At 59.9% G+C, this 25,326-nt stretch carries 22 protein-coding genes and 1 tRNA gene; 8 read left to right on the top strand and 15 right to left on the bottom strand.

Annotation, left to right across the window (positions count from 1 at the left end; translation table 11 throughout):
- Positions 1–134 precede the first annotated feature (134 nt).
- Positions 135–3,059 (bottom strand): pyruvate, phosphate dikinase, encoded by a 2,925-nt coding sequence (gene ppdK / locus U1A53_RS06110; RefSeq protein ID WP_322279652.1) that lies wholly within the window; start codon positions 3,057–3,059, stop codon positions 135–137.
- A 258-nt stretch (positions 3,060–3,317) separates the two neighbouring features.
- Here ppdK and U1A53_RS06105 point away from each other — a divergent pair, with 258 nt between their 5' ends.
- Positions 3,318–4,037, top strand: a complete 720-nt coding sequence (locus tag U1A53_RS06105) for a type II secretion system protein (protein ID WP_322279651.1) — start codon at positions 3,318–3,320, stop codon at positions 4,035–4,037.
- Between the two features lie 64 nt (positions 4,038–4,101).
- Here U1A53_RS06105 and U1A53_RS06100 read toward each other — a convergent pair whose 3' ends face one another.
- Positions 4,102–4,602: an NAD(P)H-dependent oxidoreductase subunit E gene (locus tag U1A53_RS06100; protein WP_322279650.1), complete on the bottom strand. Its 501-nt coding sequence runs from the start codon at positions 4,600–4,602 to the stop codon at positions 4,102–4,104.
- 34 nt (positions 4,603–4,636) lie between these two features.
- Positions 4,637–5,896 (bottom strand): NADH dehydrogenase (quinone) subunit D, encoded by a 1,260-nt coding sequence (gene nuoD, locus U1A53_RS06095; protein ID WP_322279649.1) that lies wholly within the window; start codon positions 5,894–5,896, stop codon positions 4,637–4,639.
- 179 nt (positions 5,897–6,075) lie between these two features.
- Here nuoD and U1A53_RS06090 point away from each other — a divergent pair, with 179 nt between their 5' ends.
- Entirely contained in the window at positions 6,076–6,813 is a 738-nt protein-coding gene (locus U1A53_RS06090; protein WP_322279648.1) for a hypothetical protein, read from the top strand.
- 14 nt (positions 6,814–6,827) lie between these two features.
- Here U1A53_RS06090 and U1A53_RS06085 read toward each other — a convergent pair whose 3' ends face one another.
- Positions 6,828–7,118, bottom strand: coding sequence for a hypothetical protein (locus U1A53_RS06085; RefSeq protein ID WP_322279646.1), 291 nt, complete (start codon positions 7,116–7,118; stop codon positions 6,828–6,830).
- Positions 7,119–7,151: 33 nt separating this feature from the next.
- Between U1A53_RS06085 and U1A53_RS06080 the strand changes: the two genes are divergently transcribed.
- Positions 7,152–8,102: a CPBP family glutamic-type intramembrane protease gene (locus U1A53_RS06080; protein WP_322279645.1), complete on the top strand. Its 951-nt coding sequence runs from the start codon at positions 7,152–7,154 to the stop codon at positions 8,100–8,102.
- Here U1A53_RS06080 and U1A53_RS06075 read toward each other — a convergent pair.
- Entirely contained in the window at positions 8,099–8,563 is a 465-nt protein-coding gene (locus U1A53_RS06075; RefSeq protein WP_322279644.1) for a hypothetical protein, read from the bottom strand. The genes U1A53_RS06080 and U1A53_RS06075 overlap by 4 nt on opposite strands.
- 103 nt (positions 8,564–8,666) lie before the next feature.
- On the opposite strand from U1A53_RS06075, the gene U1A53_RS06070 reads away from it, so the two are divergent.
- A tRNA-Leu gene (locus U1A53_RS06070) sits at positions 8,667–8,748 on the top strand.
- Positions 8,749–8,756: 8 nt separating this feature from the next.
- Here the strand turns inward: U1A53_RS06070 and U1A53_RS06065 are convergent.
- Positions 8,757–9,062, bottom strand: coding sequence for a hypothetical protein (locus U1A53_RS06065; RefSeq protein WP_322279643.1), 306 nt, complete (start codon positions 9,060–9,062; stop codon positions 8,757–8,759).
- Positions 9,063–9,204: 142 nt separating this feature from the next.
- Between U1A53_RS06065 and U1A53_RS06060 the strand changes: the two genes are divergently transcribed.
- Both U1A53_RS06060 and U1A53_RS06055 read left to right on the top strand, forming a co-directional pair.
- Complete coding sequence (locus U1A53_RS06060; RefSeq protein ID WP_322279642.1) at positions 9,205–10,554, top strand: sulfatase; 1,350 nt, start codon at positions 9,205–9,207, stop codon at positions 10,552–10,554.
- A 53-nt stretch (positions 10,555–10,607) separates the two neighbouring features.
- Entirely contained in the window at positions 10,608–11,777 is a 1,170-nt protein-coding gene (locus U1A53_RS06055; protein ID WP_322279641.1) for a DUF1080 domain-containing protein, read from the top strand.
- A gap of 66 nt (positions 11,778–11,843) precedes the next feature.
- Here U1A53_RS06055 and U1A53_RS06050 read toward each other — a convergent pair whose 3' ends face one another.
- The 8 genes from U1A53_RS06050 to U1A53_RS06015 form a co-directional block, all read right to left on the bottom strand.
- Positions 11,844–12,782 (bottom strand): ROK family protein, encoded by a 939-nt coding sequence (locus tag U1A53_RS06050; protein WP_322279640.1) that lies wholly within the window; start codon positions 12,780–12,782, stop codon positions 11,844–11,846.
- An 11-nt stretch (positions 12,783–12,793) separates the two neighbouring features.
- The gene (locus U1A53_RS06045; protein ID WP_322279639.1) at positions 12,794–13,531 is read right to left on the bottom strand and encodes a type III pantothenate kinase; all 738 of its coding nucleotides are present in this window, start codon (positions 13,529–13,531) and stop codon (positions 12,794–12,796) included.
- A complete protein-coding gene (locus U1A53_RS06040) occupies positions 13,528–14,262 on the bottom strand; it encodes a hypothetical protein (protein ID WP_322279637.1) in 735 nt (244 codons plus the stop codon). The genes U1A53_RS06045 and U1A53_RS06040 overlap by 4 nt, the downstream gene beginning before the upstream one ends.
- 69 nt (positions 14,263–14,331) lie before the next feature.
- A complete protein-coding gene (pstB, locus tag U1A53_RS06035; RefSeq protein WP_322279636.1) occupies positions 14,332–15,120 on the bottom strand; it encodes a phosphate ABC transporter ATP-binding protein PstB in 789 nt (262 codons plus the stop codon).
- Position 15,121: 1 nt separating this feature from the next.
- Positions 15,122–15,910: a phosphate ABC transporter ATP-binding protein PstB gene (pstB, locus tag U1A53_RS06030; RefSeq protein ID WP_322279635.1), complete on the bottom strand. Its 789-nt coding sequence runs from the start codon at positions 15,908–15,910 to the stop codon at positions 15,122–15,124.
- Between the two features lie 14 nt (positions 15,911–15,924).
- Positions 15,925–17,106: a phosphate ABC transporter permease PstA gene (pstA, locus tag U1A53_RS06025; RefSeq protein WP_322279633.1), complete on the bottom strand. Its 1,182-nt coding sequence runs from the start codon at positions 17,104–17,106 to the stop codon at positions 15,925–15,927.
- Positions 17,103–19,040 (bottom strand): phosphate ABC transporter permease subunit PstC, encoded by a 1,938-nt coding sequence (pstC, locus tag U1A53_RS06020; protein WP_322279632.1) that lies wholly within the window; start codon positions 19,038–19,040, stop codon positions 17,103–17,105. Before pstC ends, pstA begins: the two co-directional genes overlap by 4 nt.
- 96 nt (positions 19,041–19,136) lie before the next feature.
- The gene (locus tag U1A53_RS06015; protein WP_322279631.1) at positions 19,137–19,943 is read right to left on the bottom strand and encodes a PstS family phosphate ABC transporter substrate-binding protein; all 807 of its coding nucleotides are present in this window, start codon (positions 19,941–19,943) and stop codon (positions 19,137–19,139) included.
- Between the two features lie 244 nt (positions 19,944–20,187).
- Between U1A53_RS06015 and U1A53_RS06010 the strand changes: the two genes are divergently transcribed.
- Both U1A53_RS06010 and U1A53_RS06005 read left to right on the top strand, forming a co-directional pair.
- Positions 20,188–21,720 (top strand): porin, encoded by a 1,533-nt coding sequence (locus U1A53_RS06010; protein ID WP_322279630.1) that lies wholly within the window; start codon positions 20,188–20,190, stop codon positions 21,718–21,720.
- A 178-nt stretch (positions 21,721–21,898) separates the two neighbouring features.
- A complete protein-coding gene (locus tag U1A53_RS06005; protein WP_322279629.1) occupies positions 21,899–22,723 on the top strand; it encodes a hypothetical protein in 825 nt (274 codons plus the stop codon).
- Between the two features lie 22 nt (positions 22,724–22,745).
- Here U1A53_RS06005 and U1A53_RS06000 read toward each other — a convergent pair whose 3' ends face one another.
- A complete protein-coding gene (locus tag U1A53_RS06000; RefSeq protein ID WP_322279628.1) occupies positions 22,746–25,301 on the bottom strand; it encodes a DUF6600 domain-containing protein in 2,556 nt (851 codons plus the stop codon).
- Positions 25,302–25,326 lie beyond the last annotated feature (25 nt).

Genomic DNA, 25,326 nt, shown 5'->3' with positions numbered 1-25,326 from the left:
TGTGCAGCGACTGAAATGCGGTGTCCCTGCGAGGGGAGGCGCTTTAAACCAGAAAGCCCTGTGAGGAGTGATCCCCACAGGGCTTTTGATGGCGAATTGCTCCGCCACATTGACCTCACAAGGAGGTCAACGCGTTACTTCTTCTTCTTGGCGGCCTTTTTGGCGGCTTTCTTGGCGGGAGCCTTCTTGGCGGCTTTCTTTGCAGCTTTCTTAGCCATGGTGTTTATCCTCTGTTTGTTGTTGGTTGCGTTGTTTTGTTTTGCCGCAGAGGCAGGCTTGCCTCCACGGACATTTTTTCCTGCGGCGGCCTTGGCGGCGGCGCGTTTTTCTTCAATCGCAGCCTGCGCGGCGGCAAGGCGTGCGACGGGAACTCGGAAAGGACTGCAACTCACATATGTGAGACCCACACGGTGGCAGAATTTGACGCTGTCAGGATCACCACCGTGCTCGCCGCAGATGCCGAGCTTGATGTCAGGCTTGGTCTTGCGGCCTTTTTCAATGGCGATCTGGATGAGCTGTCCGACACCGGTCTGATCCAGCGTGGCAAAGGGGTTCTTCTTGAAGATTTCGTTCTCGGTGTAGGGCATCAGGAAGCTGCCCATGTCATCACGGCTGATGCCGAGCGCTGTTTGAGTGAGGTCGTTGGTGCCGAAGCTGAAGAACTCCGCCGTCTCGGCGATCTCATCAGCCGTGAGTGCTCCACGCGGCACCTCAATCATGGTGCCGACCAGATAATCGAGCTTCACTTTTTTCTCGCTCATCACTTCTTTTGCCACTTTATGCACGATTTCGACCTGAAGGTCGAGTTCTTTCTTGAAGCCGACGAGCGGAATCATCACCTCGGGCTTCACCTTGATCTTCTTCTTCGCCACATCTGCGGCGGCTTCAAAGATGGCGCGAGCCTGCATTTCGGTGATCTCGGGATAAGCGATGCCCAGGCGGCAGCCACGATGACCAAGCATCGGGTTGAACTCGTGAAGGGCTTGGACACGTGCGGCGACTTTCTCAACCGAGACGCCCATTTTCTTCGCCAGCTCGGCCTGCGCCTTTTCTTCATGAGGAACAAACTCGTGAAGCGGCGGGTCAAGCAGACGAATGGTGGCGGGCAGTCCTTTGAGCGCGGTAAAGATGCCAGTGAAATCTTCACGCTGGTATGGAAGCAGCTTCGCGAGCGCTTTTTTGCGGTCCGCCACGTTGTCGGCCAGAATCATTTCACGCACAGCGTCGATACGGTCTCCTTCGAAGAACATGTGCTCTGTGCGGGTAAGGCCAATGCCCTGCGCGCCGAACGCGATGGCGTTCTGAGTCTGTTCTGGATTGTCGGCATTCGTGCGCACCTGAAGGCGCGTGGCTTTGCCACACCATACCATCAACTGCTGGAAGCTCTTGAACTTCTCGGTGGCTTGGGCCGCTTTATCACCATGGATCATGCCGGTGATGATTTCAGACGGCGCAGTCTTGAGCTGTCCGCCATAAACGATGCCACTGGTGCCATCGATGGAGAGGAAATCACCCTCCTTGAAGGTTTGTCCGGCAACTGTGACGGTTTTCTTGTCGTAGTCGATTTCGAGGGCGGCAGCACCACAGATGCAGACTTTGCCCATCTGGCGGGCAACGAGGGCCGCGTGTGAGGAGACACCACCACGAGCAGTCAGAATGCCTTCAGCAGCAATCATGCCGCGAAGATCCTCAGGGCTGGTCTCGTTGCGGACGAGAAGCACCTTTTCGCCATTTTGCTCGGCGATGACGGCACGATCCGCATTGAGGTAAATTTTGCCGGAGGCGGCACCCGGGCCGGCGGGCAGACCGGAGGCAATGGCTTTCGCCCTCTTGACGTCGGCGACATCAAAGATCGGGGCCAGCAACTGGTCGAGTTGATCGGCAGGATTGCGCAGGATGGCGGTTTCCCAGTCGATGAGCTTTTCCTTCACCATGTCCATGGAGAACTTCAGCGCGGCAGCGGCGGTGCGTTTGCCATTGCGGGTCTGCAGCATGAACAGCTTGCCTTCCTGAATGGTGAACTCAACGTCCTGCACATCCTTGAAGTGCTTCTCGAGCTTCTGACGAACCAGGAGCAACTCCGCGTAGGATTTTGGCATCTCCTTCGCGAGTTGAATGACGGGCTCAGGTGTGCGCACCCCGGCGACGACATCCTCACCCTGGGCATTGATGAGGAACTCACCGTAGAATTCGTTGACACCGTTGGCCGGGTTGCGCGTGAAGGCCACGCCGGAACCGGAGGTGTTGCCTGTGTTGCCGAAGACCATCGCCTGCACGTTCACAGCCGTGCCCCATTCAGCCGGGATGTTGTATTTGCGGCGGTAAACGATCGCGCGGTCATTCATCCAGCTTCCAAAGACGGCACCGGCGGCACCACGGAGCTGTTCCCATGGGTCGGAGGGGAACACTTTGCCGGTACGCTCTTTGACGAGCGCCTTGAAGCGCTTCACCAGTTCCTGCTGGTCGGCGGCGGTAAGATCGCTGTCGATGATGTCCTTGTGATATGTTTCGTGCTTGAACTTCTCGATGACCGTTTCAAACGGCTCATGATCTTCGCCTTCGAGTTTCTGCACGCCGAGCACCACGTCGCCGTACATCTGGACGAAACGGCGGTAGCAGTCCCAGGCAAAGCGTTCGTTGTTGGTGGCGGCGACGAGCGAAAGAACCGTCTGGTCGTTCAGGCCCAGATTGAGGATCGTGTCCATCATGCCGGGCATCGAATCACGCGCACCGGAGCGAACAGCAACAAGCAGCGGGAAACCTTTGGCATCTCCAAACTTGTAACCCATGATTTTCTCCATGCCCTTGACGGCGTTTTCCATCTGCGTCTGGAGAGCAGCAGGGTAGGTCTTCTTGTTTTGATAAAAGTAGGTGCACACATCGGTGCTGATGGTGAACCCGGGAGGCACCGGAAGACCAATGCGGCTCATCTCTGCGAGGTTGGCACCCTTGCCACCCAGCAATGCCTTCATGGAACCATCACCGTCTGCTTTTCCCGCTCCGAAAAAATAAACGTACTTCTTTTTATCTGCGCTGCCCTTGGATGCTGTCTTTGCCATAGATGTTGCGGATCGTCTGATGCGAATCGTGGTTGTTGTGTGTGTCTGTGTGGATTGAGGCGCGGATTTATAGCGATTGAACATATGATGCAAGCATTAGTTGACAATCAAAAGTTCAGAAGGCCCGCGCCGATGAACATGCCTTGGCGGTCTTTTGCACATCTGCATTCCATGCACGCCGTGCCACAACGCATGAAGTTCTCGCATGCGCATGACAAGTATTGACGCGTAGATTCAAAAGCGATTTAATCGAAGCGCATGAAGTCCGAGACGTTCGCTCAGAGGCGTCGACTCCTGCCTTTTCAAACACACACCCAACCGAAGAATATGAAAATCAAACCCCGTTTCAACCCTGCGGCGCGCCAGGGATTCACACTCATCGAACTGCTGGTGGTGATCACCATCATCGGCATCCTGGCCGGCCTGGTGATGTCTCAAGCATCGAAGATGATGGAAGATGCGCGAAAGCTGCAGGTGCAGACTGTCATCAAAGACCTGCGCATTGCCATTTCAAGCTACCAGGTCGAATACAACCGTTATCCGGTCAATTCCAGCATGCTCAGCAGCGCATCCGACGGCGAGGATATTCAAGCCTTGCCCACAGATGAGAATACCGGTCTCGTCAGCGCGTTGATGAGCACTTCTTCCTCGGATGATTCAGGTTCCACCAGCCTCAACCCCAAGGACATCAAGTTCATTGATCTCCCGATCGCCAAGAACGGCAAATTTGGTCTCGTCAACCAGCAGCCACCTTACAAACTGGTCGATCTTTGGGGGTCGCCTTATTATGTGCTGCTCGACACCAATGGCGACAAACAGGTGATGAATCCCGATTTAAACAGCTCCGACCCCACCATCGCGCAAAATCCGACCAGCCCGCCTCCTCAAAAACTGCCCACGGAAGTTGCCGTTTATAGCTATGGTAAGGATCTCGTGCCCCAGACGAAGGACGATGTGGTGTCCTGGAGATCGAAGTAACAGCCGGCTTTGAATCGAATCTTGAGCGCAGCGGGAATGACCGCTGCGCTTTTGTTTTCCGGGATCAGGCGTACTTTGCCAATAACGTCCCCGCTGTCGCCGGATCGACCTTCTCATAAAAGTCGTCCTCAACCATGCACACGGGACCAAAACCGCAGCTCGCAAGACATTCGGCAAACTCGATGCTGTACTTGCCATCGGGGCTGACTGCGATGGGATGGTGATGGTCAGTGTGGGAGCGGTCCATGTTCCCGGCCTTGCAGAGCGCATCCATCAGTTCGTAGCTGCCAGCCATCGCGCACGAAAGCGTGCGGCAGACGCGGATGTGAAACTTGCCAGGAGCGGCTTGGCGGAAGCCCGGATAGAAAGTCACTACTTCGAGCACTTGAATCGGCTCCAAGCCCAGCTTGGCGGCCACCCAGGTCACCGCCTCATCGCCGATGAAACGAAAGTGCTCCTGCACCAGATGTAGCAGTGGCAGCACAGCACTGCGTTTTGAGACAGGATAATGCGAGATCGCCTCGTCCATGCGTTTTTCCAACTCGGCTGGAACTTCAAAGGCCATGCGTGCGTGTCTCGGATGAAAAGGTTGGGTTAAATCAGCGGTCACACTCGCCCATGACGAAGTCCAGGCTGCCCAGCACGGCGGGAATGTCGCTGAGCATGTGGCCGGGAATCAGTTTGGAAATGATGCTGAGGTTCAGGAAGGAGGGAGCGCGAATTTTCAGACGATGCGGCACGCCGCCACCAGTGCTGTTGATGTAGAAGCCGAGCTCGCCCTTGGGGTTCTCGGCGGCAAAATAAACTTCTCCAGCGGGCGCATCAATGCCCTGGGTGGCGAGAATGAAGTGGTGGATCAACTCCTCCATCTTCATCAGCACTTTTTCTTTCTTGGGCAGCAGCCCTTTGGCGTCTGCCACGTTGATCGGACCTTCAGGCAAACTGGCGAACACCTGTTTCAGGATGCGAACGCTTTGCCTCATCTCCTCCATGCGCACGAGGTAGCGGTCATAGCAGTCCCCCTTCGTTCCCACCGGGACATCAAACTCGTACTTGTCGTAATCCAGATAAGGCTTCGCCTTGCGGATGTCATGATCAACGCCAGAACCACGCAGATTCGGACCCGTGAGGCCATAGCCGATGGCGTCTTCTTTGGAAATCACCCCGATGTCCTGCGTCCGCTCCATGAAGATGCGATTGCGGGAGAGCAGCTTGTCGATCTCGTCGATCACAGGTTCCAGTTCGCCGAGGAACTGCCTCACCGCACCGACAAAGCCGTTCGGCAGGTCGCGGATCTGGCCGCCCACACGCGTGTAGCTGGTGGTAAAGCGCGCTCCTGTGAGCTGCTCGCAAAGATTGTAGACCTTTTCGCGCTCGGTGAAGGTGTAGAGGAACACCGTCATCGCCCCGACATCCATCGCAAACACTCCGACACCGAGCATATGCGCGGAGATGCGGGCCAGTTCACAGCAGATCACACGAATCGCCCGGCCACGTGCCGGAACTTCCCAGCCCATGAGTTTCTCAACCGCGAGCGCGTACGCCACGTTGTTCGCCAGTGGCGCCAGATAATCCAGCCGGTCCGTGTAAGGCACGAACTGGTTGTAGTGCATGTTCTCGGCGATCTTTTCGTCACCACGATGCAGGAAGCCGACGTCTGGATCAGCTTTGGTGATGATTTCGCCGTCCAGCTCCAGGATCAACCGCAGCACCCCGTGGGTGGCCGGATGGCTGGGCCCCATGTTGAGCACCAATTTCTCCCCCACGATGTCCGTCGTGGCTTCCTCCACGGTTTCGAGCTGCCGGGCTGCCTTGGCGGCGGTATCCGGGGCCTCGTATTCTCGGGTGACGGTGGGCATGAAAAGCAGGGGTCTGGTCTCGGGCGTGAAGACTATCTATCTACGCTGCCCAAAGAGCGGCAAGGCGATTTTGTGAAAAATTTCACAAGCCACCTCAGTCCCTCATCATTTTGCATTATATAAAGGCAGTTTCCCGAAAAGTTGCCCACAGGCCCGGTCTGAGACAGACTGTCCCGACCATGCGACCCGTTTCCCGCCTCAACCAACGCCTGCTTCTCCCGGCATGGGCTGGTTTCTGGCTGATTTGGGCTGCAGGGGGCATCGCTCATGCCGCCGCCCCCGCTGATGGCATCCAGGACGACACCCGGGCGCTAACTGAAGAAACCCACCGCCAGCTCGCCTATGAACTGAAGCTGTTCCGTGAGGATTTGAAATGCGACGCCTGGATCACCGCCTCCAGTTTCACCCCGGCGGGCATCACCGTCCGGCGTCAGGCTCAGATCACGCGTCGCGAATGGAGCGCGGAGCGCCCCGCCGTGCTCATGGCCTATGATCGGGCCAGCAACAGCAGCGCCATGTCCTTCGCCCCCGATTTTTGGCAACGTTATCCATCCGCCGAACTCGTCGAGATCATGCAGGACACGCGCCGCATCCTCACCGATGCCAAGCTCACGCTCGACGAGCGCCTCGCGCTCGCCACCCGCTCATGGATCGACCGGCTGCGTGTCATGGAGAGCGTGCGGCTCAAGCAATCGCTCTGGATTCAGCGGCGTGAAAAGCGTTTCGCGCTCGCCATTCTCATCACGCTCGCCTGCGGTGCCATCATCGCTGCCGTGCTCGGTTTCGCATCACGCAGAAGGGGGGCGCGCGCAGGCCGTCGCTTCCGCTTTCCTGAAGTTCATGTCGGCATGCGTTTCGGCGCGGCTCACGGCGGTGGAGTCACTGCGGAGATCAAAACGAACGTCTCGGCCCAATAAGCCGCCACGAGGCCTTATTCGTCACCCAACTTGGTGCCATCCGGCTTGAGCCCCATGCCTTCCAGCTTCTTGTCGAGCTGCTCCACATACTTCCACGGCAATTTCTTGCGCTGATACTTGCGGAACAGCAGATCACGCAGCTCCAGCCATCGCTCCGGTTCCGGGTTCTCCAGTGGCATCCACATCTCACCGTCCGGGTGCGCGACCCGAAACAGCCATTCGCGGGAATCCCAGTACGCACGGATGTACTGCTTGCGGCCGTCTTCCAGACGTTCGTGCCATTCGTGGATTTGGTTTTTGGTCATTGAGAGCGTGTAGGATGCGCTAGTATCGCCCCCATGCAAGCCGCCAGCCCCGGCAGTTCCTCTGCCCTGCCGAAACTCCTGTTGTACCTGCTCGCCGTCATGATTGGCGGTGCGCTGCTGGCCGTGCCGCTGTTTCATCTTGGCAAAGCAGGCCGCGCCTGGCTTTCCGCGTCCTCGTTGCGCGACACCGGCCTCGCCACCTGGCTGCTGAAGGAAATCGAGCGCGCCCATTTCACGCGCTACTTCAACCGCGCCGTGCTCGTTTGCGCCATCGTGCTCATCTGGCCCTTCCTGCGCTGGGTGCGGCTGGATCGCTCGCTGCTGCCGACATGGAAGCCGATCAGCACAGGCATCAAACACTGGGCGCTTGGCTTCGCACTCGCCAGCGGCCTGCTCCTCGTGCTTGGCTTCGTTTTCTTCAAAATGGGCGCGTATCAACTCCATCCGCAGCCGCGCTGGTTCAAATTCGGCGAGCCTATCACCGCCGCGCTCGGCGCTAGCATCATCGAAGAGTTTTTCTTCCGAGGTCTGCTGCTCGGCCTGCTGCTCCGCACCATGTCCACGCGCTCCGCCTTGATCGCCGGCACGTTTGTCTTCGCCCTCGTCCACTTCCTCAAGCCCCCCGAGGGCTGGCAGATCGACGATGCCGCCGTCACCTGGAGCAGCGGTTTTCTCGTGCTCAAGCAAATCGCCGTCGGCTTCGGGAACGTGCAGTTCCTCCTCGCCGAATTCGCCACGCTCTTCGCCGTCGGCTGGGTACTCGCGCAGGTGCGCCTGCAGACCGGCGCGTTGTGGGCCGGCATCGGCCTGCACGGCGGCTGGGTCTTCGGCTTGAAATACTTCAGCGCCCTCACCACCCACACAGGCGGCTGGCTGCCCTGGATCGGCGCAAACTTGAAAATCGGCCTCGCCCCGCTGCTCACCGTCCTCCTCACCGGCTGGATCGCCTCCAGGCTGCTGCGCACCGATAATTCATTTGGCTAACTAATGTCGCTCGGCTTAGCGCGCCCATAGAAGCGAACAGCATCACCTACGCGATGGGCAAGACTCTGAAGGCTTTCGAGATGAGGATTGTGCCACCAGTCGTCTGAGTATTCGAAAGACTTGTAGGCATAATCGTCCGAAAAGCGATCCAGAAGCACCTTGTCCTCTGAGCCAATCCCGATGCTACTAAGAGCAGTAAATGACTCCACACGCGAAAGCAGCGCCGAGATTTTGTGACCCAGCACGCGGGTGATTTCATGCTCGGAGACATTGTGATGAACCAGAACAACCTTGAGAGCCAGTTCGATGCTGCGAAAGAATAGGAAAACGCAGGGCATGACAGCAAACCCCACATAACCAGAAGAGTGAATCTTTTCCAAAGTCGAGTCACCTGCGTCGCGATAACCAGAACAGAGTATCCAAAAGGCTGATGATGATGGCAAGCTGGGTCTCGAAGGCATGCCGCATGCTTACCTCGTTCAATTGCCTAACTGCAAGCCCTTCACATGAAATCATTTGCAGCGATTGCCCAGACACGGAATCATGCCCACGCAGCAGCCCCTCGCCCGGGTGGCGGAATTGGTAGACGCGCCAGACTTAGGATCTGGTTTGGCAACAAGTGCAGGTTCGAGTCCTGTCCCGGGCACTGGAGCTTCACTGGCGGAATCGCCAACGCCCTTCACATGCTTCATCGGCCACGAGCTTCGCAGCAAGGTCCGCGCTCATGTAGGAAGGCCTCCCGCCTTGCTTTGTATAAATAATGACCTTGCCAACATCTGGTCCACTCACAAATCGAACCGCAGAAAACGAATGTGTCGTCTGGGCTTCATCTCCCGTGGCGACATCAAAGACTGCGAGCCTGAAGTTGTCATTGATAGGATTTGTCCATTCCATTTTCTGCACCCAGCTTAATTTTCCCTCTGGAATGCAGATGCTGCGCTTACTCAACTCAAGTTTCATATCTGTTTAAGAGGTGTCACTTGATTCAGTTGAGTCAACGATGAGTTCCGGGACATGCAATTCAACTACGTCCTCGGGGGCACCCCAGTCTCGTGACCATTGGATGCAAGCGCAGGTCACGTTTTGCGTTCCCATGCACGCCATGCGTTTCTTCACTCTTGTTCTCCTCGCCCTCGGTTCGTCGCTGTTCGCCGCAGCACCGCCCAACATCATCTTCATCCTCGCGGATGACTTCGGCTATGGCGATCTCGGCTGCATGGGCTGCACGGACATCTCGACCCCGAACATCGACCGTCTCGCGACGGAAGGCGTGAAGTTCACTGACTTTTACGCGAACGCGCCCGTCTGCACGCCCACGCGCACCGGCTTCATGACTGGACGCTGGCAGCAGCGATGTGGGCTCGAGTTCGCGTTCGGTTATCAGGTGGAGCAGTTCCGCCGCGTGAAGGGCGCATGGGTGCCCGAGCCCGACATTCACGCCCTCGGCCTGCCTTTGACGGAAATCACCATTGCGCAGAAGTTCAAAGCGGCCGGTTATACCACCGGGGCCTTCGGCAAATGGCATCTCGGCTTCAAAGACGAGTACAATCCGACCAAACGCGGCTTCGATGAGTATTTCGGCGAACTGCTCGGCCACGCGGACTACTACAAGCACACCTACTACGACGGCACCTACGCCCTGCGCGATGGCTTGGAGCCCGTGAAGCGCGATGGCTACTTCACCGATCTCATCAACGAACGCGCCGTGAAGTTCATCCGAGATCACAAAGCCGCACCCTTCTTCATGTATGTGCCTCATCTAGCCGTTCACGCGCCGTTCGAAGCCCCTGACGCGCCCGAGACACCGATGGTGACCAAAGAAAGCATGCACCACGGCAGCCGCGCCATTTACAAGGCCATGGTCGAGCGCATCGACCTCGGCGTTGGCCAGATGCTCGCCGAACTCGAAAAACACGGCCTCGCCGACAACACGCTCGTCGTTTTTTCCAGCGACAACGGCGGCGAGCGCTACAGCCGCAATCTGCCTCTCTTCCATCATAAGGCCACCGTCTGGGAAGGCGGCATCCGCGTGCCCTGCGTGATGCGCTGGCCCGCGAAACTGCCCAAAGGCAAGGTCACTGCACAAATGGCCATCACCATGGACCTCCACGCAACCTTCACTGAACTTGCCGGAGCCAAAACACCTTCGGAAAAGCGGCTCGATGGCATCAATCTCATCCCGCTCCTCACCGGCGATGCCCAACCCGTCGAACGCACCTTCTTCTGGCGCATTGACCGCTCGAATCGCAAACAGAAGGCGATCCGTCACGGAAAATGGAAGTACATCAACGACGGCAACACCATGGACCTCCTCTTCGACCTCGAAGCCGACATCAGCGAGCGCGTGAACCTCGGCTACCAGCACCCCGACATCCTCGCAGACCTCAAAGCCAAGCTGAAAGCGTGGGAAGCCGAGATGGATGCGAGTGAGCGGGAAGTTTGGGTGAGGTGAAAGCACGAATGACACATTGCCCGCAGCAACACTCTGCGTATCACTCGCTCACCATGAAACGCTCCGCACTCCCCACGCTCGCTTTTTCTCTTTTCACCACCGCCGTGCTCGCAGAGGGCGGCTTTTACGGCGATCCACCGGACGCCACGCATCCGTGGGCGATTCATGACATGAACCGGCCGCAGCCGATGCGTGTGGAGCCCGGGACGTTCAGTTCGCAGGAAGTGCCGGGTACGCCGCCTTCGGACGCGGTCATCCTGTTCGGCGGGAAGCCGGAGGAGATCGAGAAATGGATCTCGGACAAGAATGGCGAACCGACGAAGTGGGTCGTCAAAGACAACGTGCTGCAATGCGTGCCAGGCAGCGGCTACATCCGCACGAAGGAAGAATTCTCCGACTGCCAGCTTCACATCGAGTGGAGCGCGCCAAACAAGGTCGAAGGCAACAGCCAGGGCCGTGGCAACAGCGGCGTGTTTCTCATGGGCCAGGTCGAGGTGCAGGTGCTCGACAATTACAACAACCCCAGCTACCCCGACGGCATGGCGTCATCCATCTACGGCATCAATCCGCCGCTGGCGAACCCGCTGCGTGCTCCCGGCGAGTGGCAGACCTACGACATCGTCTTCCGCCGCCCGATCTTCAAAGACGGCAAGGAAATCGATCCCGGTTACATCACGGTGTTCGTGAATGGCGTGCTCACGCAGGACCACACGCCGCTCGAAGGCGGTGGCGGGCACATGAAGCGCTCCAAACCCAGGGCATTTCCAGACCAAGGCCCGCTCAAAATCCAGGACCACGGCAATCCCGTGCGCTTCCGCAACATCTGGTATCGCCCGCTTCCGAAACGTGCTGTCGAAGGCGGCGAAGCCAGTCGCATGAGCGAGGAAGCTACCGCTGCGAAGCGTGCCGAGATCGCCAAAGGCATCCGTGAGGACGCCACGAAGCTCGAAGGCAATGCGAAGATGCTCCGCCTCTTCGAATCGCTCTGCTACGAGCCGAACGAAGATGCGAACCACACCGCCACACTGATGCTCGGTGCTTTTGTCACCGACATGAAGAACACGGCGGCGGACAAGATCGAATCCAAGAAAGGCGAGATCATGCAGGTGACGAAAGCGCTGCGTTACCTGACGCAGTTCAAGTTCATCCCCGACAATTTGAAAGCGAAGGCTGATCTCGAAGCCATCATCAAGGCCCAGGACTGGGAGCCGAAGAAGAAGTGAGGTGGGTAGGGCTCTTGCTCCGCAAGAGCCATCTGACGGTGGGCTGAGGACAGCCCGCCCTATCTATCAAACCGCGTCCGCCGCCAGCGCGGCATTACCGATGATGCCGGCCTCATTGCTGAAGCGGGCGGGCAAGATTTGCAGGCGCTCCCAGACCACGGTGCTGAGCATGCTCTGCACTTTGCGTTTGAGCGGCCCAAAGATCAGATCACCTGCCTGCGCGACGCCGCCGCCGATGACGAAGGCATCGGGATTGAGCAGCCAGGCGATGCTGGCGATGGCGGTGCCGAGCCAGTCGGCCACTTCGCCCCAGATTTGACGCGCGATGTCATCACCGGCCTGCGCAGCATCGGCGATCTTCTTCGGTGTGCAGTCAGCGATATCTTTTTCGATGCCCGCCTCGGCGTAGCGCTGCACGGCGTGCTCGGCGATCTGCTGGTTGCCGGTGTATTTTTCCAAGGCACCCAGATTGCCGTAATGACCGGGCTTACCGTCGAAATGAATGCTCATCTGGCCGATCTCGCCCGCCACGAAGCCGCTGCCGCGGAACATCTTGCCGTCCAGCACGACACCACCACCGATGCCGGTGCCCATGGTGAGGCCAATGACGTTTTTGAGGCCGCGTGCGGCACCGTAACGAAACTCGGCATAGGCCATCGCGTTGGCGTCGTTTTCGACGAGCACCGGAAGACCGGTCTTTTCGCTGAGGATGGCCTTGAGCGGCACGTGCTTCCAGCCGGGGACGTTCGTCAGCTCATGCACGAAGCCGTGATCGAAATCAACGAGGCCCGGCACGCCGACGCCGATGGCGCAGATGTCCGGGTATTTCTGTTGCAGCTTCGCGACGCGGGCGGCCATCTCGCCGATGAGCGCGGCCGGGCCGTGGAACTGGGCGGTGGGGATGGGTTCGTCGGTGACGAGAAGTTCATCGCCCCGGCACACGCCGAGTTTCACGGAGGTGCCGCCGAAGTCGATGCCGATGGAGGTTTTTGCAGAGTCAGCCATAACAACCCGCCTCAGAGCGGGGCGCGGAGATTGCCCACCAAACGCAGTCCGTGCAAGGTCAAATCAGGGTCCACAACGATGCGTTCGCTCATCCCGGAGATGATCCACTCCGCATCGCCGCCGGTGGCGACGACATGGGTGTTCTTGCCGCCGAGTTCCTTTTTCAGGGCCTCCAGGATGCCTTTGACCATGCCACGGTAGCCAAAGGCAGCTCCAGCGAGGATCGCGGCCTCGGTGGACTGGCCGATGACGCTGGCAGGCTCGTGCAAATCGACGCGCGGCAGCAACGCGGTGCGTTCGTGGAGGTAATCCGTCATCAGACGCAAGCCGGGGGCGATGACACCGCCGATGTAGAACTTGTCCGCGCTCAGGATGTCGAAAGTCACGGCGGTGCCGAAGTCGATGACGATGCCGGGGGCGCCGTGCATCTGCGCGAGCGCCACGGCATTCGCGAGGCGGTCAGGACCGATGCTGTCGGGCTTCGGATAGCGAATGCCGATGCCCAGCGGCGTGCCGTAGCGCAGTTCGAGGAGATTTTCGCCAAACACCTCACGAAACGCTGGCACGGTCTTCGGCACGACACTGCAAATCACGGCGCTTTCGAATTCCCAGCCACGGGTGACTTCGCGCACGGCATCGGGCGAAAGCTCGCGTGTGGCATGTTCGCGGCGGTCGAGGATGGCGTCACGCGTGGCGAGCCCGAATTTGGTGCGACCGTTGCCGACATCGATGAGCAACCGCTGGCTCATGGTTTGGCCGGTTCAGCTTCCTTTTTCGGCTCTTCCTTCGGCGCTTCGCCAAAGGTGCGGACTTCGATCATGCCTTCAGGAGCAGCTTTCTTGGCCGGTTCGGTTTGCGGAACTTTGACCGGTGCCGTTGCGACCGCGCCAACAGCCTCTTCGACCGGCAAGGCCTTGAGCGGATCCTTCACCACCTGCACGCAGGGATAGAGCATGTTGTAGTTGTGACGCAACGCGGCGGGGAAGGCGACGCGGCCCGGCTCGGTGACGTTTTCGCGCAGCAGTTTGCCCGCAAGACTGGCAAACACCTCGCTGCCGAGCTTGGCGGCCTTTTCAGCGAGGCCGTTCACCACCTGACCGGCGGCATTGGCCGCGGACTTGCCAGCACTGCGAAACATGTCGCTGCTGATGCGGCGGTCCTGGATCGAAATGTAGGCCTGCGCGGAGAGCAGTGCTCCGTCGGGGGCGAAGTTCATTTCCAGGCTCGCGTGATCGTCCGCCGAGAACATGCCGCGCACATGATCGACACGCATGGAGATGAAAATGCCGCCGTCAGGTGACTTGGTGATCTCCGGCTTGTAGGTGCGGTAGTCGCTTTCGGAAAACTTGTACTCCGCCGCCTTGCCGTCCTCTTTCTTCCAGCCACCAAGGCTTTTCCCAAATTCATCCATGTCCACTTCCACGCCAGCGTGGGCAGCGACGGCGGAAAGGGCGAGGAAGATGAGCGGGCGGAGGTTCATGGGCGCCCAAGGTGGGGCATAAAACGACTTTTTCAACCGCTCCAGCCCCCAAAGGCTGGGACTATCCGATCAAGTCAACCGCCCGGTGATGTATGCCTCGGTCAGAGGATCGTTGGGATGATGGAAGATCGTCATCGTATCGTCCTCCTCGATCAGCTTGCCTTTGTAAAAGAACGCGGTGCGGTCGGCGATGCGCTTGGCCTGCTCCATGTTGTGCGTGACGATGACGAAAGTGTACTGGCCGCGCAGTTGCAGGATCAGCTCCTCAATGCGCGCGGTGGCGATGGGGTCGAGCGCGGCGCAGGGCTCGTCCATGAGCAGGATGCGCGGCTGCAAGGCGATGGCGCGGGCGATGCACAAACGCTGCTGCTGGCCGCCGGAAAGGCCGGTGGCCATCTCATGGAGACGGTCTTTGACCTCATCCCACAGCGCGGCGGACTTGAGGCTGCGTTCGGCGGCTTCTTCGAGGTCGTGGCGATCCTTGATGCCGGCGACACGCAGGCCATAGACGGCGTTTTCGAAGATGGAGCGCGGGAAGGGATTGTACTTCTGGAACACCATGCCCACGTTGCGGCGCAAGTTGATGACATCGACGTTGGGCGCATACAAATCGACGCCGTCGATCTTGATGCTGCCACTGACGACGCGGGCGGACTCGACGAGGTCGTTGATGCGATTGATCGAACGGATCAACGTGCTCTTGCCGCAGCCGGACGGGCCGATGAGCGCCATCACGTCTTTGCTGTGCATGTTCAAATCGACGTCGAATAGCACTTGGTGGTCGCCATAAGCATAGTTGAACTTCTCCACCTGGATGAGCGGCTCTTCGGTGCTTGGGGCTGGAGTTGCGGCGGCCATTTCAACTGAAGGTGCCGCGGAGATAGGCCTCCGTCAGCTTTTCGCGGGGATTGGTGAAGAGTTCCTCGGTGGGGGCGAACTCGACGAGCTTGCCGAGGTGGAGGAAGGCGGTGTAATCGGACACACGCACGGCCTGCTGCATGTTGTGTGTGACGATGACGACGGTGAACTCGCTGGCGAGCTGGTGCATCAGCTCCTCGATTTTCAGCGTCGAGATGGGATCGAGCGCGGAGCAGGGCTCGTCCATCAGCAGGACATCCGGCAGCGTGGCGATGGCGCGGGCGATGCATAGGCGCTGCTGCTGGCCTCCGGAGAGGGCGAGGGCGTTGGCGCTGAGGCGATCCTTCAATTCTTCCCACAGCGCGGCGTGACGCAGCGAGCGTTCGACGGCCTCATCGAGCACGTTTTTGTTCTTCTCGCCGTGGATGCGCAGGCCGTAAGCGACGTTCTCGTAGATGCTCTTGGGGAACGGATTCGACTTCTGAAAGACCATGCCGACCTGCTTGCGCAATTGCGTGAGATCGACATCTGCGTCGTGGATGTTTTTGCCTTTCACCAGCACCTCGCCCTTCGTGACGCGAGCGCTGGGCACGCGGTCGTTCATGCGGTTGATGCAGCGCAGCAGCGTGCTTTTGCCACAGCCGGACGGGCCGATGAGCGCGGTGACGCGGTGGTATTTGACCTTCAGGTTGATGTCAAAGAGCGCCGGACTCGTGCCGTAGCAAAAATCCATGTCACGCACCTGGACAACAGGTGGTGGCGTGGTCTGAGCGGTGGAATCGGCGGACATGAGAGGAGAAGCGTTTACCAGCGGTACTTGGCCCGCAGACGTTTGCGCAGCAGTACCGAGCTGGCGGCCAGGGAGGCAACGAGAACGAGGAAGACGAAGACGGAGCCGTATTGCGCGCGCTCGGAGTACTCGTTCTGCGGAATCTTGGCGGCGAGGGTGTAGATGTGATACGGCAGCGCTTGAACGGACTCGGTGAAGATGCCGAGGAAGCGCGACACGCTCTGCTCCCAATGCGCGAAGATGGACGCGTCAGCAGGCAGCGGCGGCAGATCTTTCTGCCACGGCAGCTTGTCTTTGAAGGCCAGCGCGGCGGTGAACATGATCGGCGCGGTCTCACCGGCCGCACGGGCGATGCCGAGGATGCTGGAGGTCAAAATGCCGGGCGTGGCGAAGGGCAGCACGCTGTAGCGAATCGTCTGCCAGCGCGTGGCACCGAGGGCCATCGACGTTTCGCGAAATCCTTGCGGCACCGCTTGAAGGCACTGCTCGCTGGCGGTGATGATGACGGGCAGAATGACGAAGGCGAGCGTGAAACCGCCGGACAGCACGCAGGTGTCCCAGCCTTCGAAGCTGAGCGTGGTGAAACCGAGTGGAATGGCGAAGACGGAACGATCCGCAGGCACATCGACAAACACCGGCGCGGTCAAAACGAAGGCACCGAGGCCGAAGAGGCCGAACACGACCGAGGGAACGCCTGCGAGGTTCAAAATGGCCAGGCGCACGAGTTCGAGGAATTTGCCGTGCTTCGCATACTCACTCAGATAGATCGCGCAGGCGACGCCGAGGAACAAAGCGACGCTGACACTGACGATGACGAGCAGCGCGGTGCCGACAATCGGCCCCAGGATGCCGCCGCCGGAGTAGGCGATGGTTTTTTCGGAGCGGAAGTTGTCGCCGAGCTGCTTCTTGATGGCGTCGGCACCGTTCACACCGGTCTCGTAGTGGTTGCCCTGCTTGTCCTCGATGACGTGAAGCTGGGACGGCAGCTCGGTGAGGAACTGCGTGTTCACGAAGGGCCACTTCGACTGGAACGTGACGGGCGCGCCTTTGATGAAGATGTGCAGCATGATCGCCAGCGTGATGATCACCACGATGTAGCTGCCCACGCGCAAGGCCCAGCGCGCGGCGGTCTCGCGCTTCTGGATGCCGGAGTTGTCGCCAGCGAAGGGATTTTCGGCGGTGGGGACGGGGTTCATGCCTTGTGGGGTTCGAAGCGGCGGGCCACGGCACGGGCGCACCAGTTGACGAGCAGCGAGATGGCAAACAGCACGATGCCGACCATGAATAGCGCCTGCCAATGTGAACTGCCGCGTGAAACCTCGCCCAGTTCCTGCGCGATGATGCCGGTGAGCGTGTGCGCGGGCTGGAAGATGACGCCGGGACCGGCGCTGAAGTCGGGAATGGCGATGCGGTTGCCCGCGACGAGCAACACGACCATCGTTTCACCAATCACACGGCCGAGACCGAGCAGGATGGCGGAGAGAATGCCGGAGATGCCCGCGGGGACGATCACGCGGAAGACGGTTTGCAGTTTCGTGGCTCCGAGAGCATCCGAAGCGTCGATGTAGGCGCGTGGGACATTATTCAGTGCGTCTTCGGAGAGGCTGAACATCGTGGGCACGGCCATGAAGGCGAGCAGGCAGCCCGCGTTGAACATATTCAGGCGTTCCTGGATCGGGAAGCCGGGCACCCATTGCAGCCAGCTCACCTCGCTGAAGTCCTTGATTAAATTCCCCACGAGGGAGATGCCGATGAAGCCCAGCACAACCGATGGAATAGCCTGAATGAACTCGATGATCGGCTTGATGATCTCTTTTTCGCGTTCGGAGGCGAACTGGTTCGTGTAGATCGCGGCGATGACGCTGATCGGCGTGGCGATGAGGATGGCGATGAGCGCGATGACGAGAGAGCCGGTGAGCAGCGGCACGAAGCCGAAGAAATCCTGCCAGGAGCTGTTGGTGATCCATTTCGAGCCGAAGAAGAACGCGCCGATGACGCTGATCATCGAAACGGGTTTGTCGGAGCGCCACTGATCAAGTTGCAGCGCCGCATCGCGCATTTCCTTCACATGCACGGGCAGTTTGGCGCGCACATCGGCGAGCATGGCGGTGGCGGCGGGCGTTCCGGCTTCCTGCGGCAGCGAAGCAGAGGCTTTTTCGGCGTCTTTGACGTAGTTTTCGAGCTGCTCGCGCAATTCTCCGGCACGGGCGGTGAGTTCTTTGGTACGCTCTTCGAGATTCACCGGTTCGGCGACGGACGCTTCGGCCTCTTTGGTGAGTTTGGCTTTTTTATCCGCATCCTTGGCCTTGGCGGCGGCTTTGAGGAGGCGCTGGCGGTTGGTTTCGAGAGCGTGGAACGCGTCAGCCGCCTTCTTGGTCTCCTTGGCGTGCTCCTTGAGTTCATCGAGCACTTCTTGAAGACCTTCGGGTGCCTCTTCGAATTCCTCCTGGGCGGTGACGAGCCCTTCGAATTTCGTGCGGGCCTCGCGATCTTTGGCGGTAAATGCGGCGGCGAGGGTTTGCAGGAAGGGCGGGAGATCGGTGACTTCGGGAGTCAGCGCGGCGAACTCGGTCTGAAGCTGTTGTTTCTCCGCTGCGGTGAAGAGATCGGGGTAAACCAGTGATGCAGCGGCATCTGCGGCGGCTTTTTGCTGCTCGCGGCGAAGGATGTCGAGTTTGTCAGCCGCTGGCGGTGGTGTTTGCTCCAAGGCTTGTTCGAGTGTTTCGCGTTGCTGCGTGGCTTTTTCCTCGGCCTGGTTTCTGAGCAAAAAGGCGGTGTCACGGCGGTCGCGGGCGGTTTTGCCGAGGGTGTCGAGCGAACCGCTCACCGACTGGCGCAGACTGCTGGAGAGCGACTGGTGCTCTTTGAGCGGTTTGTCGATGATGTCGCAGAATTCCAGCCCGGCGCGTCGGTAAGTGACGAGTTCGGTGCGGTAGGTAGGCAGGAAGTCGATGCCCTCGCGCAAGAGGAAGAGCATGATGAGCACCAGCACGATGACGGCGGTGCTGGCGTTCAAGCCGAAGAAATACTTGATGACCTGTTGAGGGTCCATCCCCAGCACGGTGCGTTTGCGGTTCCTGACGAGCAGGGTGCGCAGCGGGGGCCGAGAGGGTGACTCAGAACTGTCCATGCAGGTTATTTCAGCCCTCTAAACAAGAATCCGGCGAAGAGAAGCCATTTTCTCCATCGCCGGATTTTAAGAAGGGTCAACCAACGATTCGCACACTCAATTGACGAGCACGAAGCCTGCCTTGGTGATAATGGCGGCACCGGCGGGGCTGCGGCAGAAGTCGATGAACTCCTTGACGGTGCCGGAGGGCTCGCCGCCGGTGTAAAGGAAGGTGGGGCGGGCGAGGACGTAGCTCTTCACCGCAGCCGGATTGGGCGAAGCGCCGTCGATGGAGACGACTTTGATGCCCTTGGAGCCTGCGTAGGCATAGCCAATGTATCCGATGCCGTTGGTGTTGGAGGCCACTTCGGAGACGATCTGCTCGTTGCCGGCCATTTTCTGGCTGTTGGAGCCGTATTCGCGGCCCTTCATGGCCATGGTCATGAAGTCTTTGTAGGTGCCGGAGGAGGTGTTGCGGGTGTACACGGAGATCGGGCCGGGGGTGCCGCCGACCTCGCTCCAATCTTTGATGTCACCGGCAAAGATCTGCATGACCTGCTTCTTTTTGAGGTCGGCGACGGGGTTATTCTTGTTCACCACGACGGTGATCATGTCCCAGGCGATCTCGATTTCGTTGATGTCGATGCCCTTGCTGCGGCAGAGGGTGCGCTCGTCGGCCTTGATCTTGCGGGAGGACATGCCGATTTCGGCGGTGCCAGCGGCGAGATTGGTGAAAGCGGTGGAGGAGCCTTCGGCGGCGATGTCGAAGCTGACTTTGCCGCCCTGCTTCTTGAAGCCTTCAGCGAGGGCGGGGACAAGCTTGGCACCCAGCGTGTCGGAACCACGGATGCGGAGCGTGGTCTGGGCTTGGGAGGTCAAAGCCGAGGCAAGGGTGATGAAAAGGACGGAGAGGGCGAGTTTCATGGATGGGTATGCTCTGGATGAATGCCGTAATGTGGCACGGCGAGGGTGTCCGAACACTGCCGATGGTCAAAACGCCTCGTGTGAAGAAATCGTCACAATAGGCAGGCTGGCCAAGTCTCAATCGGTGACGGAAATGTAACACAGCACCTCTCGTCAGCAGTGGCGCCGCTCGGTTAAGAAGCGCCCGCCGTCACACCGACTGTGTGACGGAAGAACGCTCAATCTTACCAAGCTGACACATCCCATGTTCAAGACCAAACCTCACAGCGCTTTCGCCCGATTGCTCGCCCTCATCACGGCGGTCACCATAGCCCTGCCACCCTCCCTGCCGCTGGCCGCCAGCCCGGCGATGGAGAAATTGTTCTACATCCTGAAGCAGAAGGGCTCGATCACCGCCGATGAATACGATCTGCTTATTCAGACGATGAAGGATGAGGAAAAGGGAGCGCCGAAGGCTTCCACTCCTGCTCCGGCACTGGAAAAGCGCCTGACCCAGGCGGAGTCGAAGGTCGAAAATCTCGAATCCACCCTCTTGAGCACCAAGGGCCAGGTGGAGGAAATCTCGCGCGTCAGCGACAACACCTCCCCCTCCACGATGAGCAAGACGGACCTCGACGCCCTGCTCTCCGACAAGTGGTATGAGCGCATCAAGCTGCGCGGGTATGTGCAGACCCGCTTCATCGGCCTCATCGGTGATGGAGACAATCCGGGCGTCGTTCAGCCGAACGATCCCTTCGTCAGCGACACTCAAAGCCTTGGCATTCGTCGCGGGCGTCTCGTGCTCAGTGGTGATGTGACCGACCATCTCTACCTTTACCTGCAAACCGACTTCATGGCTGGTGTTGGCGGCGTGAACGCCCTGCAGGCCCGTGATGTGTACGCAGACGTGTCCCTTGACCCCGCCCGTGAGTTCCGCGTGCGCCTGGGTCTCTCGAAGGTGCCGTACGGCTTCTCGAACCTGCAATCCTCGCAGAATCGCTACGCGCTGGAGCGCCCGGACGCGCTGAACTCCGCCGTGGAGGGTGAGCGCGACCTCGGCGCTTACTTCATCTGGGCGCCTTATCACATCCGCAACCGCTACAAGGATCTCGTGAAAGCGGGTCTGCGCGGTTCCGGCGACTATGGAGTGTTGAACGTGGGCGTGTACAGCGGCCAAGGCATCAACAACGCCGACCGCAATGGCGACATGCACTACATCGCCCGCCTGGCCTATCCGTTCGAGTTCGACAACGGTCAGATCCTCGAAGTCGGTGCCAGCTATTACAGCGGACGTTATGTGCCAACTACCGCTGGGACTTTCACCCCTGCGGGGGTGGCAGTTACGCCGAACGTCATCGGTGGCGGTGGCGTTCGCGACAGCCGCGTGGCGATCAATGCCATTCTTTATCCGCAGCCCTTCGGTCTGGAGGCCGAATGGACTTGGGGCGAGGGCCCGCAGCTCAGCGACGATCTGCGCACCATCAGCAGTGCGGCTCTGAGCGGCGGCTTTGTGCAGGCGGTTTATCGCCATGTCTTCGCCAATCAAGCGGAGCTGCTTCCGTTTGTGCGCTGGCAGCATTTTGACGGCGCCCGCAAATTCGCCGCCAACGCGCCGAAAAACAACGTCGATGAGATCGCCATCGGCCTGGAATACATTCCCTATCCCGAACTGGAGCTGACCCTGATGTACGCACGCGGCTCGCGCACCAACACCACGGACAATCCGACGGTGGCAGGCCCGCGCTACCGCGATGTGGATTACAGTTACCTCGGCATCCAGGCGCAGATCAATTTCTGACGACGGCGTGAGGTCATCATACAGACATTTTAGTGGTTAAGTTGGTCCAGAGGGCCGGGCGCATCGGGAGGTGTGTCCGGCCTTTTTATTTGAAGTGCGGGCGGGCCGTCACATGCCGGGTTGATTTGCCGGAAATTTTCCCTTAGCCTCAATCCCCGCACTCAACCCTGCGGTCTTCATGGACACCACACTCCAGCAGATTCTGTATGTCGCGGCGGCCATCGTCTTTGCCATCGCGTGCCGGTCGTTCGACAACCGGTTCATCCAGAAGCTGGGCTGGCTCGCGCTGCTGGGAGCCTCGTATCTCAGCGGCTACTACCTGACCGGCACGCATGCCGGCGGCGGCATCTTTATCGCAGCCTGGTTCATGCTGCCGTGGCTGGAAATCATCTTCCGTGTGCGCCGGTTGCGCTTCCCCATCAAAAGCGAGATCAAGCACCGCTTCCCGCCTTCCCGCGAGGTGTTCCCCGAACTCGGCGACCTCAGCAGCGAGGCCGAAGATGCCGGATTCACCGAAGTCGGCGACACCGGCTGGCAATGGAGCCAGACGGATCACTTCATGCGCCTGTTCTACCATGAGGGAAAACGCACCCAGGCCGCCATCGCGCTTGCCCTGCAGGGCGACTTTGGATTTTCGTATGTCAGCCTCACCTCGCGGGCCAGCAGCGGCATCACCTTCACGACGACGAACTATCCCTTCGCCGCCACGATGAAGCACTCGCCCAAGCAGCGGCTGAACCGCTTCACGCACGCCGCCTCGTTCGAGGATCTGCTGGAACGGCATGAGGCCTTTCTCCAACACGAGGGCATCCGCCTCGAAGACCTCGCACTCCAGGACACCGAATTCCTGCACGCCTACATCGAACGCGACATGAGCGTGCAGATCGACCACAACATCACCGCCGGCGTCATCGAACCCACCGGCAACGGCGAATTCCGCTACTCCTGGCGCGGCTGTGTCTTCCTCTACTGGCAGGTGGTGAAGGACATGCTGCGGGTGTGATCCGCGCGAAAGTTCACCAAGGTTACTGACCTGGAGGCGCTGGCTGCGGCTGATTGCGCGCGGCTTCTTCGGCTGCGCGGCGTGCGGCCTCTTCCGCAGCGCGTTGCGCGGCTTCAGCAGCGGCACGCTGGGCTTCTTCCTGGGCACGACGGGCGGCTTCCTCGGCCTGACGTTGAGCCATCTCTTGGGCAGCGCGTTGCGCGGCCTCTTGCTGGGCGCGCATCTGTTCTTCAGCGGCACGGCGTGCCTGCTCCTCAGCCTGACGCTGGGCCATTTCCTGGGCACGGCGCATCTCAGCCTCCTGCGCACGCCTGGCGGCTTCTTCCGCCTGGCGCTGCGCCATCTCCTGGGCTCGACGTTCGGCTTCTTGTTGGGCGCGCATCTGTTGCTCCTCGGCGACACGGCGTGCCGCTTCCTCCTGCTGGCGCTGCATGGCGGCGGCAGCGGCCTGTTCCGCAGCCATACGCTGCTGCGCGGCAAGTTGTTCCTGCTGCTGTTGCATCGCAGCGGCCTGGGCCTGTTGACGTACTTTTTCGTTCTCAGCAGCGGTCTGTTCGGCGGCCATGCGCTGTTGGGCGGCGAGCGCCTCCTGTTGCTGGGCAGTGGCAGCCTGCATGCGGGTTTTTTCGGCTTCAGCGGCGGCAGTTGCCTGCTCAGCGGCTATTTTTTCGGCAAGCAGGCGTTCCTGGGCCTCCTGTTGCGGACGTTGCTGCATGGCGCTGGCTTGAGCTTGCTGTTCAGCGACGAGCACCCGGATTTTCTCGGCCGCAGCGGCCGCATTGGCGATGGCAGCCTGCTCAGCGGTCATCTTTTCGGCGGCTGCTTGCTGCGTAACGGCCACTTCCACCGGCTGCGGTGTTGCCACCCCCTGCGTAGGAGGCATGGCGGCCGGAACTTCTGCCACAGGTACCTGTGGTGCTTTTTCCGGCTCTGGAACGGGAACCGCGGCAGTCACGGGCGACTCCGTTTTCATCGGCTCGACCGCAGGAACAGCCATGGGGGCGGTTTGAGGCAGGGCAGGGGCCGAAACGCCACTCTCCACGATCTTGGTTTCAGGTGGACTGCTGGAAACGGCTGGCATCACCGCAGATGGAGCGGCTTCAGGGGCTGCGGACGGTTTGGTTTCGATCACAACCGCAGGTGTCGTCTTTTCTGTGGCCTGGGGCATGACCACGGGAGCTGAAACGGTTTCCGCAGGCGCTTGGTTATTCACGGCGATGGCAGGACGCACGGTTTCGAGCACCGGGGCGGTCTCCGCAGGGTCGCGATGCCGTTTGGGGTGACTTTCTGCCGCAGGCCTCGGGATGACGGCGGGTGTTGTCACGATCACGGGCTGCTGCACCACGGCGGTCGCTTTGTCCTCGGCAATCGTTTCACGAATCTCCGCCGCCGCGTTTTGCGGCACGCCATCGAATCCGCTGACCACCTTCGGCTTTTCGATGCGATCAGCCATTTTCGGCCTCGCGGGCAATGCGCCAGCTTTCACGGCCGGGAGTTCGACGATGACTGGTGCAATCACGGCTTCATGCTGGCGATGTCCAGGACGTGGCCGTGACAGTTGACCCGCCTGAACGGCATTCACCTGCACCTGCGGCACAGGACGCGCGCAAACTTGCTCCATCTGCGCCCGTGGCGGGCCGCCATGATGCTTGAAGACGTTGCGGCGAGAGTGGTCGTCGCAACGCACGATCTGCGTTACGTTCACACTGCTCTGAAAAATCGTCGTGTTGTACGTCACCGGGGCGCAAACCGTGGTGTAGCTCGGCTGCACGAAATGATTCGTGGTGATGAAGGTGTAGCTCGACGGGCCGAGGTTGTACTGTGAATCGCAATCGCGGTACACTTCACGGCAGGCACCGGTTTCCGGCGGCAGCGGTGCCCAGCCGACGTAGTCGCGGCTCTGACGCCAGGAGACCCAGCCCGGCGCCCATTCGCTGCCCGGCACCCAGACCCAGCCGTGGCGCGACAGATTCACCCAGCGGCCATAATGATACACCGCCCAGCCGAAAGGCTCGTTCGACTGCCATGTCCAGCCCAGCGATGACCACACCCAGCAGCCATCCACATATGGCCGCCAGCGTGCCGTGGTGATGGTGGGCATCCAGCAGTAGCCGTAGCCGCCCACATCCATCCAGCGGCCATAAGGCGCGAGACGTTCATAAAAGAGCGAGTAATCACGCGGGGCGGAAATCTGCGGCGGCACACTCACACGCGGCGTGGTGGTGTCGATGCGCTGCGTGATCACATTGCTCTGACGCCGTGCCGCATCCGCCTGCACTCGCAGGTCGTCGTTCTGCTTCTTCAAAGCGTCGAGCGAAACGCGCAGCTCGGCGTTTTCACGGTCCTTGAGCGCCTGTTCCATCTCGGCGAGCTGCTTTTCCATCAGCGCTGTCTTCGTATCGATCTCCAAGGCCTGCCGCTGCAAGGCATCCCGTGCTTCGGCGAGCTGGATTTCCGTCTCCGCCGTGTTTGGGACAGGCGCTGGAGCCATGCTGGCAGCGGGCGGTGTGGACTTGTCACAACTGGCGAACGAAACCAAGACCGTGACGACAAAAAGGGAGCGGAGCCGGGCTTTCATGAACGTGGAGATGCTGCTCTGACGC

It is taken from the genome of Prosthecobacter sp. (genome assembly GCF_034366625.1).
Classification (GTDB): Bacteria; Verrucomicrobiota; Verrucomicrobiia; order Verrucomicrobiales; family Verrucomicrobiaceae; genus Prosthecobacter.
Note: the sequence above shows the minus strand (reverse complement) of the source record. Positions and strands in the feature narration are given on the sequence as shown.

Excerpts from the sequence above, each read along its gene's own strand:
- ppdK (WP_322279652.1), bottom strand. The coding sequence starts at position 3,059 with ATGGCAAAGACAGCATCCAAGGGCAGCGCAGATAAAAAGAAGTACGTT.
- U1A53_RS06105 (WP_322279651.1), top strand. The coding sequence starts at position 3,318 with ATGAAGTCCGAGACGTTCGCTCAGAGGCGTCGACTCCTGCCTTTTCAA.
- U1A53_RS06100 (WP_322279650.1), bottom strand. The coding sequence starts at position 4,602 with ATGGCCTTTGAAGTTCCAGCCGAGTTGGAAAAACGCATGGACGAGGCG.
- nuoD (WP_322279649.1), bottom strand. The coding sequence starts at position 5,896 with ATGCCCACCGTCACCCGAGAATACGAGGCCCCGGATACCGCCGCCAAG.
- U1A53_RS06090 (WP_322279648.1), top strand. The coding sequence starts at position 6,076 with ATGCGACCCGTTTCCCGCCTCAACCAACGCCTGCTTCTCCCGGCATGG.
- U1A53_RS06085 (WP_322279646.1), bottom strand. The coding sequence starts at position 7,118 with ATGACCAAAAACCAAATCCACGAATGGCACGAACGTCTGGAAGACGGC.
- U1A53_RS06080 (WP_322279645.1), top strand. The coding sequence starts at position 7,152 with ATGCAAGCCGCCAGCCCCGGCAGTTCCTCTGCCCTGCCGAAACTCCTG.
- U1A53_RS06075 (WP_322279644.1), bottom strand. The coding sequence starts at position 8,563 with ATGCCTTCGAGACCCAGCTTGCCATCATCATCAGCCTTTTGGATACTC.
- U1A53_RS06065 (WP_322279643.1), bottom strand. The coding sequence starts at position 9,062 with ATGAAACTTGAGTTGAGTAAGCGCAGCATCTGCATTCCAGAGGGAAAA.
- U1A53_RS06060 (WP_322279642.1), top strand. The coding sequence starts at position 9,205 with ATGCGTTTCTTCACTCTTGTTCTCCTCGCCCTCGGTTCGTCGCTGTTC.
- U1A53_RS06055 (WP_322279641.1), top strand. The coding sequence starts at position 10,608 with ATGAAACGCTCCGCACTCCCCACGCTCGCTTTTTCTCTTTTCACCACC.
- U1A53_RS06050 (WP_322279640.1), bottom strand. The coding sequence starts at position 12,782 with ATGGCTGACTCTGCAAAAACCTCCATCGGCATCGACTTCGGCGGCACC.
- U1A53_RS06045 (WP_322279639.1), bottom strand. The coding sequence starts at position 13,531 with ATGAGCCAGCGGTTGCTCATCGATGTCGGCAACGGTCGCACCAAATTC.
- U1A53_RS06040 (WP_322279637.1), bottom strand. The coding sequence starts at position 14,262 with ATGAACCTCCGCCCGCTCATCTTCCTCGCCCTTTCCGCCGTCGCTGCC.
- pstB (WP_322279636.1), bottom strand. The coding sequence starts at position 15,120 with ATGGCCGCCGCAACTCCAGCCCCAAGCACCGAAGAGCCGCTCATCCAG.
- pstB (WP_322279635.1), bottom strand. The coding sequence starts at position 15,910 with ATGTCCGCCGATTCCACCGCTCAGACCACGCCACCACCTGTTGTCCAG.
- pstA (WP_322279633.1), bottom strand. The coding sequence starts at position 17,106 with ATGAACCCCGTCCCCACCGCCGAAAATCCCTTCGCTGGCGACAACTCC.
- pstC (WP_322279632.1), bottom strand. The coding sequence starts at position 19,040 with ATGGACAGTTCTGAGTCACCCTCTCGGCCCCCGCTGCGCACCCTGCTC.
- U1A53_RS06015 (WP_322279631.1), bottom strand. The coding sequence starts at position 19,943 with ATGAAACTCGCCCTCTCCGTCCTTTTCATCACCCTTGCCTCGGCTTTG.
- U1A53_RS06010 (WP_322279630.1), top strand. The coding sequence starts at position 20,188 with ATGTTCAAGACCAAACCTCACAGCGCTTTCGCCCGATTGCTCGCCCTC.
- U1A53_RS06005 (WP_322279629.1), top strand. The coding sequence starts at position 21,899 with ATGGACACCACACTCCAGCAGATTCTGTATGTCGCGGCGGCCATCGTC.
- U1A53_RS06000 (WP_322279628.1), bottom strand. The coding sequence starts at position 25,301 with ATGAAAGCCCGGCTCCGCTCCCTTTTTGTCGTCACGGTCTTGGTTTCG.